This is a genomic window from Microbacterium meiriae, from assembly GCF_032364335.1.
Lineage (GTDB): Bacteria > Actinomycetota > Actinomycetes > Actinomycetales > Microbacteriaceae > Microbacterium > Microbacterium meiriae.
Genome location: NZ_CP133984.1, coordinates 3,044,371 through 3,061,285, shown reverse-complemented (window position 1 = coordinate 3,061,285; position 16,915 = coordinate 3,044,371). Strand labels below are relative to the sequence as shown.

At 72.1% G+C, this 16,915-nt stretch carries 16 protein-coding genes; 9 read left to right on the top strand and 7 right to left on the bottom strand.

What is annotated here, in order from left to right:
* Window positions 1–58: 58 nt before the first annotated feature.
* The 5 genes from RI211_RS14970 to RI211_RS14950 all read left to right on the top strand — a co-directional run bounded on the left by RI211_RS14970 (window position 59) and on the right by RI211_RS14950 (window position 5,425).
* Window positions 59–805, top strand: a complete 747-nt coding sequence (locus RI211_RS14970; protein ID WP_259953358.1) for a copper homeostasis protein CutC — start codon at window positions 59–61, stop codon at window positions 803–805.
* 9 nt (window positions 806–814) lie between these two features.
* Window positions 815–1,669 carry an alpha/beta fold hydrolase gene (locus tag RI211_RS14965; RefSeq protein WP_315636270.1) on the top strand — a complete coding sequence of 285 codons (855 nt, stop codon included), beginning with the start codon at window positions 815–817 and terminating at the stop codon, window positions 1,667–1,669.
* 940 nt (window positions 1,670–2,609) lie between these two features.
* Window positions 2,610–3,347, top strand: a complete 738-nt coding sequence (locus RI211_RS14960) for a DUF1684 domain-containing protein (protein WP_315636268.1) — start codon at window positions 2,610–2,612, stop codon at window positions 3,345–3,347.
* 33 nt (window positions 3,348–3,380) lie between these two features.
* Entirely contained in the window at window positions 3,381–4,430 is a 1,050-nt protein-coding gene (gene lplAB, locus RI211_RS14955) for a lipoate-protein ligase LplAB (RefSeq protein ID WP_315636266.1), read from the top strand.
* Window positions 4,431–4,507: 77 nt separating this feature from the next.
* Entirely contained in the window at window positions 4,508–5,425 is a 918-nt protein-coding gene (locus RI211_RS14950; RefSeq protein ID WP_315636837.1) for a DNA-methyltransferase, read from the top strand.
* A gap of 24 nt (window positions 5,426–5,449) precedes the next feature.
* Here RI211_RS14950 and RI211_RS14945 read toward each other — a convergent pair whose 3' ends face one another.
* Genes RI211_RS14945 through RI211_RS14935 form a run of 3 tightly spaced genes read right to left on the bottom strand, consistent with a single transcriptional unit; the run spans window position 5,450 to window position 7,694 of the window.
* Window positions 5,450–5,800 (bottom strand): cupin domain-containing protein, encoded by a 351-nt coding sequence (locus tag RI211_RS14945; RefSeq protein ID WP_315636264.1) that lies wholly within the window; start codon window positions 5,798–5,800, stop codon window positions 5,450–5,452.
* Window positions 5,797–7,200 (bottom strand): NAD(P)/FAD-dependent oxidoreductase, encoded by a 1,404-nt coding sequence (locus RI211_RS14940; RefSeq protein ID WP_259953362.1) that lies wholly within the window; start codon window positions 7,198–7,200, stop codon window positions 5,797–5,799. The genes RI211_RS14945 and RI211_RS14940 overlap by 4 nt, the downstream gene beginning before the upstream one ends.
* A gap of 26 nt (window positions 7,201–7,226) precedes the next feature.
* Window positions 7,227–7,694: an Lrp/AsnC family transcriptional regulator gene (locus tag RI211_RS14935; RefSeq protein WP_025105441.1), complete on the bottom strand. Its 468-nt coding sequence runs from the start codon at window positions 7,692–7,694 to the stop codon at window positions 7,227–7,229.
* A gap of 99 nt (window positions 7,695–7,793) precedes the next feature.
* Here RI211_RS14935 and RI211_RS14930 point away from each other — a divergent pair, with 99 nt between their 5' ends.
* A complete protein-coding gene (locus tag RI211_RS14930) occupies window positions 7,794–9,242 on the top strand; it encodes a gamma-aminobutyraldehyde dehydrogenase (protein WP_315636261.1) in 1,449 nt (482 codons plus the stop codon).
* A gap of 12 nt (window positions 9,243–9,254) precedes the next feature.
* On the opposite strand, the gene RI211_RS14925 is transcribed toward RI211_RS14930, so the two are convergent.
* A complete protein-coding gene (locus RI211_RS14925) occupies window positions 9,255–9,782 on the bottom strand; it encodes a GNAT family N-acetyltransferase (protein ID WP_315636259.1) in 528 nt (175 codons plus the stop codon).
* Window positions 9,783–10,006: 224 nt separating this feature from the next.
* Between RI211_RS14925 and RI211_RS14920 the strand changes: the two genes are divergently transcribed.
* The 3 genes from RI211_RS14920 to RI211_RS14910 are packed head-to-tail and all read left to right on the top strand — an operon-like array spanning window position 10,007 to window position 13,423.
* On the top strand, window positions 10,007–11,152 hold the full coding sequence (locus RI211_RS14920) for an ROK family protein (RefSeq protein WP_187662465.1): 1,146 nt from the start codon (window positions 10,007–10,009) through the stop codon (window positions 11,150–11,152).
* Between the two features lie 19 nt (window positions 11,153–11,171).
* Window positions 11,172–12,101, top strand: a complete 930-nt coding sequence (locus RI211_RS14915; protein ID WP_315636257.1) for a polysaccharide deacetylase family protein — start codon at window positions 11,172–11,174, stop codon at window positions 12,099–12,101.
* Window positions 12,098–13,423 (top strand): MFS transporter, encoded by a 1,326-nt coding sequence (locus RI211_RS14910; protein ID WP_315636256.1) that lies wholly within the window; start codon window positions 12,098–12,100, stop codon window positions 13,421–13,423. Before RI211_RS14915 ends, RI211_RS14910 begins: the two co-directional genes overlap by 4 nt.
* A 2-nt stretch (window positions 13,424–13,425) precedes the next feature.
* On the opposite strand, the gene galE is transcribed toward RI211_RS14910, so the two are convergent.
* Genes galE through galT form a run of 3 tightly spaced genes read right to left on the bottom strand, consistent with a single transcriptional unit; the run spans window position 13,426 to window position 16,857 of the window.
* Window positions 13,426–14,403, bottom strand: a complete 978-nt coding sequence (gene galE / locus RI211_RS14905; RefSeq protein WP_259953372.1) for a UDP-glucose 4-epimerase GalE — start codon at window positions 14,401–14,403, stop codon at window positions 13,426–13,428.
* Between the two features lie 46 nt (window positions 14,404–14,449).
* On the bottom strand, window positions 14,450–15,634 hold the full coding sequence (gene galK / locus RI211_RS14900; RefSeq protein ID WP_315636255.1) for a galactokinase: 1,185 nt from the start codon (window positions 15,632–15,634) through the stop codon (window positions 14,450–14,452).
* On the bottom strand, window positions 15,631–16,857 hold the full coding sequence (gene galT, locus RI211_RS14895; protein ID WP_396654996.1) for a galactose-1-phosphate uridylyltransferase: 1,227 nt from the start codon (window positions 16,855–16,857) through the stop codon (window positions 15,631–15,633). The genes galK and galT overlap by 4 nt, the downstream gene beginning before the upstream one ends.
* Between the last annotated feature and the right edge of the window lie 58 nt (window positions 16,858–16,915).

Genomic DNA, 16,915 nt, shown 5'->3' with positions numbered 1-16,915 from the left:
ATCTAATATTTCCGTTGCGGGGGCGGGAGGAGCCGAGGCCAGCGGGCACAATGGAGGGGTGACCCGAACGATCGCTCTCGAAATCGCCGTCCAGGACCCCGCCGGAGTGCGCATCGCCGCCGAGGTCGGCGCCGCCCGCGTCGAGCTCGCCACGGCCCTCGCCCTGGGTGGGCTCACCCCGTCGCCGGCCACCCTGGAGCTCGCGCTCGAAGCCGCGGGGGCGAACGGCCCCGAGGTGCACGTCCTCATCCGTCCGCGCGCCGGCGGCTTCCACTACAGCGCCGACGAGCTGGCCGTCGCCGAACGCGACGTGCGGCACGCGGTCGACGCAGGCGCGTCGGGCGTGGTGATCGGCGCGCTGGACGCCGAGGGGCGGCTCGACCTCGATGCCATGGCGCGGCTGCGGGATGCGGCCGGGGGAGCTCCGGCGACGCTGCACCGCGCGATCGATGTGACCGCCGACCCGGTGGCGACCCTGCGGGCCGCGAGGGAGCTCGGGCTCCGGCGCGTGCTCACGTCCGGAGGGGCATCGGCCGCGATCGACGGCATCGACACCCTGCGCGCGCTCGTCGCCGCGGCCGAGGGGCAGATCGAGGTCATGGCCGGCAGTGGCGTCGACGTCGCGAGCGCTCCGGTGCTCGCCGCGGCCGGCGTCGACGCCCTCCACTTCTCCGCGAAGCGGGCGGTGACCGAGGACGGCGGCGTGCGCATGGGCTCCGCCTCCGACGGGGTCGGCGGCTACGAGGTGACGGACCGCGACATCGCCTTCGCGATCCGGGACGCTCTCGCGGGAACCGACCGGTAGGGCCGACCCATGACCGAGACCCGCGAGTACACCGACAGCCACGGCATCGCCATCGTCTACGACGTCCACCCCGCGGAGGGCACGCCCCGCGGTGTCGTCCAGCTCCTGCACGGGGTGGGCGAGCACGCAGGACGGTATCCGGCGCTGATCGCCGCGCTCACCGGAGCCGGGTTCACCGTCTACGCGGACGACCACCGTGGGCACGGGCGCACCGGCATGCGCCAGCACGGCGATCCGGCCCGGCTCGGACGGCTCGGGCCCGGAGGTCTCCGGGCGGCCAAGGATGCGATCTGGCAGCTGACCGGCATCATCCGCGACGAGAACCCGGGCCTTCCGCTCGTGCTCCTCGGGCACTCGTGGGGGTCGTTCCTCGCGCAGATGCTGGTGAACGAGCACGCCGAGGCCTTCGATGCGGTGATCTTGTCGGGTTCGGCGCTGCGCACGCCTCGCTCCCTGAACCCGGCGCCGCTGAACGCCGCGTGGGCCGCGGACGACGCGACCGGGTACGAGTGGCTGAGCCGCGACCCCGCGGTGTGGAAGGCCTTCGAGGAGGACCCGCTCACGACGGGGGTGCCTCTGCTCAAGCTCTTCGGTCTGCTCGACGCGGCGCGACTGTACGGGCGTCCGGCGACGCACCTCGCGCGCGACCTCCCGATGCTCCTCCTCGTCGGCCGTGACGATCCGGTCGGCGGTCCCCGCAGCGTCCACAAGCTCGCCGACCAGTACCGGCGCCGCTCCGGACTCACCGACGTCACGACCCTCGTCTACCCCGACGCCCGACACGAGATCTTCCAGGAGCTGCAGCAGGACGAGGTGCGCGCCGACGTCCTCGCCTGGCTCGACGCCCACATCCCCGCCCGCTGACTCCCGTCCCGGGTTCGGGGCCGATCCCGGTCCGGCCCTTCCCCGGCCTGTTCAGTCCCGTTCCGTCCCGTCCCGGTCCGTCCCGGTCCGGTTCCGGTCCCTTTACGGTCCGGGATCACTTTCGCCCCTTCCCCCGGTCCCGCGGGATCATTTTCGCGCGTGGCACAGGCCCCAGCGGAACGTTTTCGAACACGCACTGTGCGTGGGTGCGCCGGTGAGTCCGCGTCCACGATGACCTGTCGGGTCAAGGCCGCGCCTCCCGTCACCGCCCGCGAGAACACCTTCGAGCCTCCGGACATCCCGCGGGATCAATGTTGTGCCTGCCGCCACTGCCGCGGGATCACTTTCGTGCCCGGGACGGACCTCGGGAGAGCCTTCTCGAACACGCACGGTGAATCGCGCGCCGGTGGCGGCGGGAATCACCCGCGCCCCGCGAATAGGGGGCGCGGAGGCGCGGCGCATCTTCGGCTTCCGCCGCGCCGCGGACGACCCCGGGTGGCGGGATCAGAAACGGGCGGGGGAGGGCGCGCTGGGGGCGATTTCGATCCCACGGGATGTGCGCGGCGGCTGCGCACGGGTGGCGGGATCAGAACCGGGCGGGGGAGGGCGCGCTGGGGGACGGTTTTGATCCCGCGGGATGTGCGCGGGGGCTGCGCACGGGTGGCGGGATCAGAAACGGGCGGGGGAGGGTGCGATGGGGGACGGTTTTGATCCCGCGGGATGTGCGCGGGGGCTGCGCACGGGTGGCGGGATCAGGAACGGGCGGGGGAAGGTGCGTCGAGGGACGGGTTTGATCCCGCGGGAGGTGCGCGGGGACCGCGGGGGAGTGTGACGTGGGATGACGCGCGGTGAAGGCGTGTGACGGAGGGAGGCCACGGGAGGTGGGGGCAGCCCTAGATTCGGGGCACATCCGCACGAGCGAGGGGGAGGGCCCGCGGCGATGAGCTTCCTGACGGACTGGCATGAGTGGCATGCGGCGCGTGAACGCTATGCGGGGTCGGAGTACGGGCCGTCCGCGCTGGAGTCGACGAACTGGCTCATCACCGAACCCGCGGCGGTCGACGGCGTCCCCGGACTCTGGGCCCTCACCGGTGACGGCGGTATCCGCGGCAGCGAGCTCGGACCGTCGGGGTCGGTCGTCACCCTCCGCGGCGCCCAGACGCTGCGCCTCGGGCGGCGCGAGCTGCGGGTGTTCGATCGCAACGGACTGCTGGCACTCCGTGTCTGGAATCCGGATCGTCCACAGCGGGAGTGGTTCACGGCGATCGACGCGTACGCCCCGGACGAGCGCTGGCGGCTCCCCGCGACGTTCGAACCCGCGCCCGACGAGCGGATCGTCGTCACCTCGGTCGACGGTGAGGAGCGCGAGACCGCGATCGCCGGACGCCTGCGGTTCGAACTCGCCGGGGCCCCGCACGAGCTCACCGTCACCCGCAGTGGGAGCGGAGCGCTGAGCGCGGTCTTCGCGGACGGGACGAACGGGCTGGAGACGTATCGGTTCCGGTTCCTCCCCGTCGACGAACCCGCCGCCGACGGCTCCGCCGTGCTCGACTTCAACCGGGCGTACCTGCCGCCCTGCGCGTTCTCCGACCAGTTCGTCTGCCCCCTGCCGACGCCCGGCAACCGCTACTCCACGCCGATCAGGGCAGGGGAGCGCGTGGTCGTGCTCGGCGGCTGACCACGGGGGCACCGCGCGCCTTAAGCTGGATCCGTGCACGGTGAATACAAGGTTCCTGGGGGCAAGCTCGTCGTCGTCGACCTCGAGGTCGAGAACGACCGGATCGCGCGGTTCCGGCTCGCCGGGGACTTCTTCCTCGAACCGGACTCCGCGCTCGACGACATCAACGCCGCTGTCGAGGGTCTCCCCGTCGAGTCCGACGCCACGGCCATCGCCGCGGCCGTCCGCGGCGCCCTCCCCGAGGGGGCCCAGCTGCTCGGCTTCACCCCCGAGGCGGTCGGCACCGCCGTCCGCCGCGCGCTCGTCACGGCGCCCGGCTGGGGCGACTTCGACTGGGAGATCGTCCACGAGAAGGCGGTCTCGCCGCGCATGAACCTCGCCCTTGACGAGGTGCTCACCTCCCGCGTCGGCGAGGGGCGTCGGCGTCCGACGCTGCGCATCTGGGAGTGGGACGAGTCGGCCGTCGTCATCGGGTCGTTCCAGTCGTACCGCAATGAGGTCGACCCCGAGGGCGCTGCGAAGCACGGCTTCGACGTCGTCCGCCGGATCTCCGGAGGCGGAGCGATGCTCATGGCCGCGGGGCAGATCATCACCTACTCGCTGTACGTCCCCGCGTCACTCGTCGCCGGAATGACCTTCGCCGACTCCTACGCGTTCCTCGACGACTGGGTGCTGCAGGCGCTCCGTTCGCTCGGCATCGACGCCGTCTACCAGCCGCTCAACGACATCGCGAGCCCGACCGGCAAGATCGGCGGCGCCGCGCAGAAGCGCCTCGCGAACGGAGGTGTGCTGCACCACGCCACCCTCTCCTACGACATCGACGGCCAGATGATGACCGAGGTGCTGCGGATCGGCCGGGAGAAGCTCAGCGACAAGGGCACGACCTCGGCCGCCAAGCGCGTCGACCCCCTGCGCAGCCAGACCGGACTGGAGCGCGCCGAGATCATCGAGCGCTTCAAGGACACGTTCCGCTCGCTCACCTCCGCCGAGGACGGCGGCATCACGCCGGACGAGTACGCCGATGCCCAGGCTCTGGTGGAGTCGAAGTTCTCGACCGACGCGTGGCTGCATCGGGTTCCGTGAGCCCTTCGACAGGCTCAAGCCCTTCGACAGGCTCAGGGACCCAGGGTGGTGGCTCAGGGGTCCAGGTTCCGGGGCGGGTGTCGGTGATCGAGGGGGACAACCTCGCCGTCGCGGCGACCCTGCCGTCCGGGTCCTTCACGCTCGTCTACCTCGACCCGCCGTTCAACACCGGAAGAGTGCGGGAGCGGCAGGTGGTCACCGCCCGCCGCACGTTCACAACTCCGGAAGAATCGGCGGATCCGGACGGGGGCAGCCCCCAATCGGCCGAAACCGCGTCGGATCTCCTGAGTTCTGAACACGCGGTCGGCGGGCCGGAGGTGCGGCACGGCTTCCACGGACACCGGTACGAGCGGGTGCGCGGCATGTTGCGCGCGTACGACGACAGCTTCGACGACTACGGCGCCTTCCTCATGCCGCGGCTGGAGGAGGCCTGGCGGCTGCTCGCCGACCACGGCACCCTGTACCTGCACCTCGACTACCGCGAGGCGCACTACGCGAAGGTCATGCTCGACGCGGTGTTCGGCCGGGACTGCTTCCTCAACGAGCTCATCTGGGCGTACGACTACGGCGCGAAATCCCGGCGGCGGTGGCCCACCAAGCACGACACGATCCTGGTGTACGTGAAGAACCCGCGGACGTACGTGTTCAACTCCGACGACGTCGACCGGGAGCCGTACATGGCTCCGGGGCTGGTGACCGCGGAGAAGGCGGCGCGCGGCAAGCTCCCGACCGACGTCTGGTGGCACACGATCGTCCCGACGACCGGACGGGAGAAGACGGGGTATCCGACGCAGAAGCCCGAGGGCATCCTCCGGCGCATCGTGACCGCGTCCAGCCGACCGGGCGATCGGGTGCTCGACCTCTTCGCCGGAAGCGGCACGACCGGAGCGGTGGCCTCCGCACTCGGTCGGGAGGCGGTGCTCGTGGACGACAACCCGGAAGCGGTGCGGGTCATGGCCGCACGCATCCCGCACGCGGAGGTCCGCCGGGCCTGAGTGGGACGCGCTCGGCACGAGCCGTCAGATCCCGATCGAGACCTTCCGCAGGGTCGCGTTCACGGTCCAGACCGTCCGCATGCCGGCCGTGAGCCGCATCACGGACCCTGGGCCGAGTCCCACGGGCGGGAGCGCGGGTGTGGTGAATGTCACGGTCGCGCGACCGGAGAGCACGACGAACACCTCGTCCTCCTCGACGTCCACCGCCGTGCCCGGCGTCATCTCCCAGACGCCGATCTCGATCCCGCCGGCATCGTCGAGCACCGTGTAGGCCGTGGTCGGCGCGCCGTCGCGGACGTCTTCGTCGGGCAGCGGGGCGTGCGTCAGCGCGAGGTTCCCCGCGTCGACGACGGCTCCCGGGGTGAGCGCAGTCACGAGTCGAAGCCCATGCCGAGGGCGTCCAGCGTCTTCAGGAACAGGTTGCGGCGCCCCTCGTTGTGGTCGGCCCTGTCCATCGCGGCGCGGACGAGGTTGATGCCGACGGACGCGGCCGGCTCCGGTGGGAACGGGATCGGCTTCTCGCGCACCATCCGCAGCTGCGTGCGTTCGGTCTCCTCGCCGTCGAGCTTGTCGAGCATGACATCGGCCGCGAACCGCGCGGCCCCGACCCCGAGTCCGGTGAACCCCGTGGCGTAGGCGACCCGACCGCCGCGGGCGGTGCCGAAGAACGCGCAGAACCGGCTCGAGGAGTCGATGGCTCCGGCCCAGCGGTGCGTGAAGCGGAGGCCGGCGAGCTGCGGGAAGGTGGTGAAGAAGTGCGAGGCCAGGCGTCGGTGGCTCTCCATCCGATCCTCGTACGCGGGGCGCACCTTGCCGCCGAAGTGGTACACCGCGTCGTAGCCGCCGAACAGGATCCGGTCGTCGGCGGTGAGCCGGTAGTAGTGGAACTGGTTGGCGCTGTCGGCGAGCCCCTGGCGGTTGCGCCACCCGATGGACGCGAGCTGCTCGGCCGACAGCGGCTCCGTCATCAGCACGTAGTCGTACACCGGGACCGTCATGAGGCGGTTGCGCTTCAGGAGCGAGGGGAACACGTTCGTCGCGAGCGCCACCGCGTCGGCGGTCACCCGGCCGTGCTCCGTGACGAGGGTCACCGGACCGGAGTCCGCGCCCTCGATCCGCCGGACGAGGCTGTGCTCGTGGATCTCCACGCCGAGCTCGACGGCCACCCGTGCGAGCTCCAGGCCCAGCTTCGCGGGGTGCACGAGAGCGCTGCCCTCCCGGTCCCACGCGCCGGCGAGGAACGTGGGGGAATGCACTTCCGCCTGCACCGCCTCCCGGTCGAGGAAGCCCTCCTCCTCGCGCAGCCACTCGACCTGGTGCGGCTCCACGGCGACCGCGAGCTGGCCCGTCCGCTCGAACTCGGCATCCATGTCGTACCGCCGCACGGTCTCGGCGATGCCGTCGAGGTTCTCGTGGCCCAGCTCCTCCAGCCGGTCGATCTCCTCGGGCCAGCGGTTCACGCCGTTCTCGTGGCCGTGCGTGAGGCTGGACTCGCAGAAGCCGCCGTTGCGTCCGGATGCCGCCCAGGCCACGCGGGATGCCTCCAGGAGGACCACCTTCCGCTCCGGATCCCGCTCCTTCGCGCGCACGGCCGTCCAGAGCCCGGTGTAGCCGCCGCCGACGACCACGAGGTCCGTGTGCACGGTGCCGCGCAGCGGCGGATGCGCGGGCCGCTCGACGTCGTCGAGCCAGAAGACCGACAGGGCCGTGTCGCGCAGGGCGTCGTCGACGACGGACTGCGAAGGACGACGGCGTTCGAAGACCGTGGTGCCCATGTTCACTCCGATGCGAGGGGAGCGCGTCAGCGCGTTCCCCAGTTGTAGAGGTCTTTGTAGAGGCCGGCGTAGAGCAGGCTCTCCGTCTGGATGATGCCGGGGATGGTGCGGATGCGGGTGGCGATGAGGTCGAGCAGATGGTCGTCGTCCTCGCACACCGCCTCGACGAGGATGTCGAACGTCCCGAGGGTGACGACGACGTACGCCAGCTCGGGGATCGCCGTGAGCTCCTCAGCGATCGCGCGGGGGTCGCCGGACACCCGGATCCCGATCATCGACATGCGGTGGAAGCCGAGCTGCAGCGGGTCGGTCACGGCGACGATCTGGATCAGGCCCGATTCGGTCAGGCGCTGCACGCGCTGGCGGGCCGCGGCCTCGCTGAGCCCTACTTCGCGGGCGATCTCCGCATAGGGACGCCGCCCGTCCTCCTGCAGCAGCTCGACGATGCGCTTCGAGATGTCGTCGAGGGCGGGGGGAGGCGTCTTCGGACTCATGTACCGATCGTGACATTCTGACCCGCCCTTCGCAACTGATTCCGTCGATCTGTGGACGAAAAGCTACAGATTCCGCGCTCGGATGGCTACCATGTCGCTATGTCCTCACCGTCGACGATGACCGTGCCCCTGCAGAACTTCATCGGCGGTCGCGCCGTCACCGCATCGGGGAGCGGGCGCCTGCCGCTCATCGATCCGGTGACGGAGGAAGCCTACGGCGAGATCCCGATCTCCGACCGCACCGACGTGGACGCCGCGTATGCCGCGGCCGCGGCGGCGTTCCCGACCTGGCGGGACACCCCGCCGTGTGCGCGCCAGCTCGCCCTGTTCCGCATCGCCGAGGACATGGCCGCGCGGGCCGAGGAGTTCGCCGACCTCGAGTCGAAGGACACCGGCAAGCCGCGGGCGACGCTCGTCGCCGACGAGATCCTGCAGTCGGTGGACCAGCTGCGGTTCTTCGCCGGGGCCGCACGGAGCCTCGAGGGTCGAGCCGCCGCGGAGTACCTCCCCGGGCACACCTCCTTCGTGCGCCGGGAACCGATCGGCGTGATCGGGCAGGTGACGCCGTGGAACTACCCCCTGAACATGGCGGTGTGGAAGATCGCTCCCGCGCTCGCCGCCGGGAACACCGTCGTGCTGAAGCCGGCCGAGTCCACACCGCTCACCACGCTGCTGCTCGCGGAGATCGTCGCCGCGCACACCCCCGCGGGCACCCTCAACGTCGTGCTCGGCGACCGCGAGACCGGAGCGGCCCTCGTCGAGCATCCGACACCGCAGATGGTGGCGATCACCGGCTCGGTGCGCGCGGGGATGGCCGTGGCCCGCTCCGCGGCCGACGACGTCAAGCGCGTGCACCTGGAGCTCGGCGGCAAGGCGCCCGCGATCGTCTTCCCGGACGCGTCGATCGAGAAGGCGGTCGAGGGCATCGTCACCGGGGCCTTCTTCAACGCGGGCCAGGACTGCACCGCGGCGACCCGGGTGCTCGTGCACGCGTCGGTGCACGACGAGCTCGTCGCCGCACTGGTGGAGCGGACCCGCACGCACGCGCGGACCGGGGTGCCGGACGAAGAGGGCGTGCTGTACGGGCCGCTGAGCAGCGCGGCCCAGCTCGCTCAGGTGCAGGGCTTCATCGACAGGCTTCCGGCGCACGCGACCATCGCCACCGGTGGGAGGCGGCAGGGCGACCGCGGTTACTTCTGGGAGGCGACCATCGTGACCGGCGTGCAGCAGGACGACGAGGTCGTGCAGGGCGAGATCTTCGGACCCGTGCTCACCGTGCAGCCCTTCGATACCGAGGAGGAGGCGCTCACGATGGCGAACGACGTGCCGTACGCGCTCGCCGCCTCGGTGTGGACGCGGGAGCACACCAGGGCCATGCGCTTCTCCCGCGACCTGGACTTCGGCTGCGTCTGGATCAACACCCACATCCCGTTCGTGTCGGACATGCCGCACGGCGGGTTCAAGCACTCCGGGTACGGGAAGGACCTGTCGCAGTACGGCTTCGACGACTACAGCCGCATCAAGCACGTGATGAGCGCGCTCGACTGACGCGGCGGTCGTTCAGCGCGGGGCGAGGAGCTTGACGCGGCGGTGCTCCCGGAGCGTGAACTGCGGGCGTTGATCGATCTTCGTGGCCCCGTCGAGCTCCCACCCGTGCCGGGCGTAGAAGTCGTCGGCGCGGTCATTGCCGTCGAGGACCCAGAGGTAGGCGCGGGTGTGGCCGGCATCGATCATGCGCTGCTCGGCCGCGTCGAGGAGGGCGTGCCCCGCCCCCGTCGACCACGCGGTCGGGTCGGCGTAGATGCCGTACAGCTCGGCGTCGTCCAGGCCGTCGGGGTCGCGGCCGGAGCCGAACGAGGCCCAGCCGACGACGGTGCCGTCGCGTTCGGCCACCAGGGTTCCGAGGCTCGTAGGCAGCGGGTCGGCGAAGATGCGGCGCCACCCGTCGGCCCGTTCCGAGACGGACAGGCCGTCCAGCACCTCCTGGTCGATGAGGCCCTCGTAGGCCGCCTGCCACGAGCGCACATGCACTCCGGCCACGGCCTCGGCATCGTCGGCGACGGCGTCTCGGATCACCAGGGGCGTCATCCCTCCACCCTATGCGGGCCCGCCGACGTCCTTCCGGGTTCCCCGGTCACATCTGCACGACACGGGTGCGTCTGTGGGGAGGAATCCCGAGTTCTGTCGTGCGGCCGTGCCCGGGTCGTGCAGGCGACGCAGCCGGGAAGGACGGGTCGACGGGTGCGACGCGATGTGGCAGGCTGGCGGGCACCGACTCCGCACGAGAATCGACCCCCCAGAGGTTCCGCCGCATGTCACGACCCCTCGCAGGACCGCAGACCCTGCTCCGCACGCTCAACGGCCGCGCGATCCTCGAGCGCCTCGCCCGGAGCGGACCGCAGACCAGGGCCGAGCTCATGGCGGCGACCGGCCTCTCCCGCACGGCCGTGACCCAGGTACTGCGGATGCTCGACGCCGCGGGAGCCGTCACTGCGGCCGGGGTCGACCGCGACACCCGCGGACCGGCGGCGGGCCGGGTCGCTCTGCACCCCGCCCTCGGGGTCGCGGCGGCCGTGCACGTGGACCATCACGCCGCCCACGTCGTCCTCGTCGACGCGACCGGCACCATCAGAGCCGAACGGCACGGCGCCTTCCCCGCGGGCGAGGACCGGGTCGCGCACATCGCGGCCCTCGTCGCGGCCTGCCGCCGATCCGTGAAGGGCGCACTCCACCTCGCCGTCGTCGGAGTGCCCGGCATCGTCGCGTCGGACGGTGCGATCCGCGACGACCAGGGACCGGACGGCGGCGCCTTCCGCTCGGCTCTCGCGGCAGCCCTCGACTGTCCGGTCCGCGTCGAGAACGACGTCAACCTCGCCGCGCTCGCCGAGTCGACCACCGGTGTCGGCATCGACCTCGCGAGCTTCGCGCTCCTGCTGCTCGACGACGACCTCGGGGCGGGGATCGTGATCGACGGGGCGCTGCATCGCGGGTTCTCGGGAGTGGCGGGCGAGGTGATGTACCTCCCGCAGACGCCGGTGCCCATCGGCGCCCCGGTCGCGGGCGCCGCGGTGGTGCGCGACCTCGCCCTCGGGCTCGGACTGGATGTCGACGCGCCTTTCCTCGCCCACCTGGAGGCGGCGCAACGCGGAGACGAGGCGGCGCAGGCCCTCGTCGCGGAGATCGGACGACGGCTCTTCCTCGCGGCGGGCAGCGTCGCCCTCGTGCTCGATCCCGAGGCCTTCATCCTCGGCGGGGAGGCGGTGCACCCGGCGCTCCTGGATGCGATCGAGCGGGTCGCGGACGAGTTCGCCGCGCAGCTGCCGCTCCGTTTCCTCGCCTCGGCGTTCGGTCCGGAGGCGCCGCTCGTCGGAGCTGTGGGTGAGGCGGCCTCCGCGCTCCGCGCCGACGTCTTCACCCGGATCCTCACACCCTCCCGCGCACCCGCCACCGGCCGCTGACCGCCCGACAGGACACGCCATGACCGCCTCCTCCGCTCTCGCCGACCGACTCGGGTTGCCGTCCGGTGCCAGGGCGGTCATCCTCAACGCCGACGACTTCGGGATGTGCCATGCCGCGAACGCGGCGATCTCCGGACTCCTGGCGCGTGACCGGATCGACTCGGCGACGGTGATGGTGCCCTGTGCCTGGTCCCCGGAAGCACTCGCCTTCGCCGCCGCGCACCCGGACCTCGACGTGGGCGTGCACCTCGTCCTCACGAGCGAGTGGCGCCGATACCGGTGGCGTCCGCTCACCGCGGGCTCGTCGACCCTCGTCGACGCCGACGGCTTCTTCCCCGCCGACGTCGCGACCGTGGAGCAGCACGCGTCGGAGGAGGATGTCGCCGCCGAGATCGCCGCGCAGTTGCAGGCGGCGCTCGATGCCGGCGTCGACGTGACCCACCTCGACAACCACATGGGCTCCGTCTACGGGCTGCTGACCGGCCGGGACTTCCTGCGCGCCGTCTTCGACCTCGCCGCCCGGCACGGCCTCCCCTTCCGCCTGCCCCGCGAGATGGAGGGAGCGGACGCCGATCCGATGCTGCAGGCGAAGCTCACCGAGGCGGCGGCGGTGGCGGATGCGTTCGGCGTGGAGATCGTCGATCGACTCTGGACGCATCCGTTCGAGCTGCGCGGTGAGGGCACCGCCGATGAGGAGTCGTACGAACAGGTGCGAGACGGGTTCCTCGCGGTGCTGCGCGCCGTCCCGCCCGGTGTCACCGAGATCTACCTGCACCCGATGGCCGACGGTGAGGAGCTGCGCGCCGCGGTGGACTTCGCGGCGGCCAAGCGCGGCTACGAGCTGCGGCTGCTCGACGATCCGCTCGTGCAGCAGACGATCGCCGAGGAGGGCCTGGTCCGCGTCGGCTGGCGCGCGCTGCGGGAGCTGCAGCGCGGAGACGCCCGGTGACGGCGCTCGGCGAACGGCTGCGCGACCGCCGTCTCGACGCCGCTCCCACCCGCTCCCAGACCATCGCCTTCGGGGCCTCGGGGTTCCCGACGCAGCTGATGACGCAGACGTTCTCGGCGTTCGTCGTGTACTTCTACGTCTCGCACCTCGCCGTCCCCGCAGGGTGGGTGGCGGCGGCGATGATCGCCCACGGCATCCTCAACGCGGCGCTCAACCCGGTCGTCGGGGCGCTCTCCGACCGGATCCGCACGCCGTGGGGCCGCCGCATCCCGTGGATCGGGCTCGGCATCGTGCCGCTCGTCGTCGCGTTCGCCCTCGTCTGGATGCCGCCCGCGCTCCCGGCGGCCGGGCTCATCGTGTGGTTCCTCGTGGTCGTCGCGGTCTACGACATCGCCTTCGTCGTGGTGGTGCTGAACATCTCGGCGCTGTTCCCGGAGATCTTCCGCACCACGGAGGAGCGCGCCCGCGGGAACGTGCCGCGGCAGATCTTCGCGATCCTCGGCATGGTGCTCGGCACGGCAGGAGCCCCCGCGCTCTACGACGCGATCGGCTGGCCCGGGATGGCCCTCGTGCTGTCCGGCGTCTGTCTCGTGCTGCTCGCCTGGTCGTTCCTCGGCGGGATGATCGAGCGCCGGGTGCCCGAGGCCGCCTCCGAGGCCATGCGCTGGCGGGACCAGCTCGTCTACACGTTCCGCAACCGCGCCTTCGTGCCGTACGTGCTGGGCTCGCTCTGCGTGCAGACCTCGATCGCCGTGATCCTCGCCGCCGTCCCGTTCTACGTCCGCTACTCGCTGGGGGCGGCCGAGGGCGAGGGCAGCCTCCTGCTCGGCGCCATCTTCCTCACGGCCATCCCGTCGATCGTCCTGTGGAGCGCGGTGGTCCGGCGCACCTCCCCGCGCACGGCGCTGCTGTGGAGCGTCGCGGTGTTCGGGGTCGCGGTGCTCGGCTACCTGGTCCCGACCTCCGTGGGGGCGGCGGCTCTCGTCGGCATCGCAGTCGGTGTCGGCGTCGGCGGGCTGCTGCAGCTCCTCGAGGTCGTGCTCGCCCAGATCATCGACGACGACGCGCATCGCACGGGCCACCGTCGCGAGGGTGCGTACTTCGGCGTGAACGGGTTCGTCGTGCGCGGCTCCGTGGTCCTCCAGGCGATCGTCGCCGCGGCTGTGCTGACCGCGACGGGCTTCGACGCCGGGCTCGGCGACGCGCAGCCGGAGGCCGTCGACGGCGGCATCCGGCTGATGCTGGCGGTCATCCCCCTGGCGTTCACCGCCGTCGGGTGGCTGTGCTTCTGGCTCTACCCCATCCGCACGCGCGACCTCTGAGGTCAGCCGGCGGCGCGGCGGGCCTCCCAGCCCGTGCGCACCATCTCGTCGACGGTGTAGCGCATGGTCCAGTCGAGGTCGCGGGCCGCGAGTTCGCCGGTCGCCACGATCCGATCCGGGTCGCCGGGGCGGCGAGGGCCGACCTCAGGGGTGAAGTCGATGCCGGTGACGCGGGCGACCGCATCCATGATCTGCTTCACGCTGAGGCCGTCGCCGGAGCCGAGGTTGTACGCGGGCTCGATCGGGGCGCCGGAGGCCAGGCGCTGCGCTGCGGCGACGTGGGCGGCGGCGATGTCGCCGACGTGCACGTAATCGCGCACGTTCGTGCCGTCAGGGGTGTCGTAGTCGTCACCGAAGATCTTCGGGGTGCGGCCCTCGATCAGCGCCTCGAAGACGATGGGGAAGAGGTTGTGCGGGCTGACGTCGTAGACCGACGGGTCGGCCGAGCCGACGACGTTGAAGTACCGCAGCGAGGTGTGACGCAGCGGGCGGTCGGAGTCGGCGGTGGCGATCGCCTGGTCGCGGAGCAGCCATTCGCCGATGAGCTTCGACTCGCCGTAGGGGCTCGCGGGCCTCTTGGCGGTGTCCTCGACGACGAGGGAGACGTCCGGGGTGCCGAACACGGCCGCCGAAGAGGAGAAGACGATGTTCGCGACGCCCGCCGCCGCCATCGCCTCGAGGATGATCCGCGTCCCCTCGACGTTCTGGGCGTAGGTGTGCAGCGGGCGCTGGACCGAGACGCCGGCGTACTTGTAGCCCGCGACGTGGATCACGCCCTCCGCCTCGTGCGTGCGCAGGGTCTCCTCGACGAGGGCGCGGTCGAGGATGCTGCCCTGCACGAAGGGCACGCCCTCCGGCACGAAGGAGGCGACGCCGCTGGAGAGGTCGTCCAGGACGACGGGGGAGAGACCGGCCTCTGCGAGAGCGCGGACGACGTGGGCACCGATGTAGCCGGCGCCGCCGGTGACGATCCAGGACATGCGTTCCTCTCCTGCCGCGGCGGTGGCGGCTCGACCCTTCATTGTGTCAGGCGTCGCGGCGCGGACCTGCGGACGGGCTGACCTCGAACAGGTACGGGGCGACGAAGCCCTCGGCGGCGAACCGCCCCCGCACCGCGTCGGCGAGGTGAGGCACGGCACCGCGGTCGACGAGGGCGATCGCGGCACCGCCGAAGCCGCCGCCGGTCATGCGCGCACCCACCGCCCCCGAGGTGAGGGCGGTCTCCACCGCGGCGTCGAGCTCCGGCGTCGAGATCTCGAAGTCGTCGCGCATCGACGCGTGGGACGCGACGAGGAGGTCGCCGATGCCGCGTGCGCCCGCGGTGCGCAGCGTCGCCACCGTGTCCTGCACGCGCTGGTTCTCCGTGACGATGTGGCGCACGCGGCGGAAGGTCATGTCGTCCATCAGGCTCTCGGCGCGGGCGAGGTCGGCCACGGCGACGTCGCGCAGCGCGGGCACTCCGAGGATCGCGGCTCCGCGTTCGCATGCGGCGCGGCGTTCCCGGTAGCCGCCGGTGGAGTGCGCGTGCGTGACGCGGGTGTCCATCACGAGCACCGCGAGGCCGGCGTCGGCCATGCCCAGCGGCACGACGTCGGCGGCGAGAGAGCGGCAGTCGAGGAAGATTGCGGCGTCGGGCTCCCCGAGCATCGAGGCCATCTGGTCCATGATGCCGGTGGGCGCGCCGACGGCCTCGTTCTCCGCCGTGCGTCCGATCCGGGCGAGGGCGACCGCGTCGAGGCCGGCGTCCCAGAGCTCGTTCAGTGCCGTGGCCGTCGCGCCCTCGATCGCGGCGGACGACGAGAGCCCGGCCCCGACCGGGACGTCGGAGGCGATCGCGATGTCCAGGCCGGAGACCGTGGCCGCGGGGGCGGTCGCGCGGAGCGCCCAGGCGACGCCGAGCGGGTACGCCGCCCACTCCGGCACCGCGGGCGCCGTGCCGGGCGGGGTGGGGAAGAGACGGTCGAGGTCGTCGAGAGCGATCTCGACCGGCTCGTCCGCGAAGGTCGAGGCGACGCGGAGCCGCCGGTCGGCACGGCGGCCGACGGCGGCGACCGTGCGCTGCGGGATCGCGAACGGCAGCACGAAGCCGTCGTTGTAGTCGGTGTGCTCGCCGATGAGGTTCACGCGCCCCGGGGCCGACCAGACGCCGTCCGGCGTGCGCCCGGCGAGGGCGGCGAAGAGGTCGACGGCGGCGTCGTGTGCGGAGGTCATGCGGAGGCTTCCTGGTCGGCGCGAGCGAGGGCCTCGCGGAGTCGGGCGGCCCCCTGCTCGGGGGCGACCTCGGCGGCCCAGGCCCACATCGCGGCCTCGGAGCCCGCGAGGAACTTGAGCTTGTCGGCGGCGCGGCGGGGGCTCGTGAGCTGCAGGTGCAGGCGCACGCTCTCACGGCCGACGTGGACCGGAGCCTGGTGCCACGCGGCGATGTACGGGGTGGGGCTGTCGTAGAGCGCGTCGACGCCGCGGAGGAGACGGAGGTAGAGCGGGGCGAGCTCGTCGCGCTCCTCCGCCGTGGTCTCGGCGAGGTCGGGCACGTGCCGATGCGGCATGAGGTGCACCTCGAGCGGCCACCGCGCCGCGAAGGGCACGAACGCGGTCCAGTGCTCGCCGCGGAACACCACCCGCTCGGAGGCCTGCTCCTCGGCGAGGATGCGGGCGAAGAGGTCGGGTGCGGTGCGGTCGACGGCGTCCAGCACCCGGGCGGTGCGCGGGGTCACGTAGGGATACGCGTAGATCTGCCCGTGCGGGTGGGGGAGGGTCACGCCGATCGCCTCGCCGCGGTTCTCGAACGGGAAGACCTGCTGGATGCCGGGCAGGGAGGACAGGGCGGCCGTGCGGTCGGCCCAGGCCTCGATCACGGTGCGGGCGCGGGTCGCGGTCTGGGTGCCGAAGGAGCCGGAGTGCTCGGGGCTGAAGCACACGACCTCGCAGCGGCCGACGGCGGTGCGGGTGCGCCCGAGTCCGAGGGCCGCGAGGTCGTCGAGGCCGCGCGGGGGGTTCGTCGCCCCCGGGACGGTGCCGACGGGCTCGGCGAGAGCGGGGCCGAACGCGGGGGAGCGGTTCTCGAACACGGCCACGTCGTACCGGGACGGCACCTCGGACGGATTCGCCGGCGTCTGCGGCGCGAGCGGGTCGGCGTCGGCTCCCGGCATCATCACGCGGTTCTGGCGGTTGGCGGCGACGGTGATCCAGTCGCCCGTGAGAACGTCGAGCCGCATGGTCGCGGTGTCGGGTCGAGGGGCGAGGGTGCGGGCGTCGACCGACCGTTCCGCGCCGAGGGTCGTGTCGGGGTCGTCGTAGTAGATGAGCTCACGGCCGTCGGCGAGGGTGGTCGGGCGCTTGACGACACCGGCGCCGAGACGCTCCGTGCGCAACTCAGGAGATTCGGGCGTGTTCACGTCAACATGGTAGGTCGGGCCGCGTGCTAACGTCAACATGACGGAGTTGTGAACGGAGGATCCCGTGGCCCGGAAGCTGTCGGCGTCGGTGTCCGCC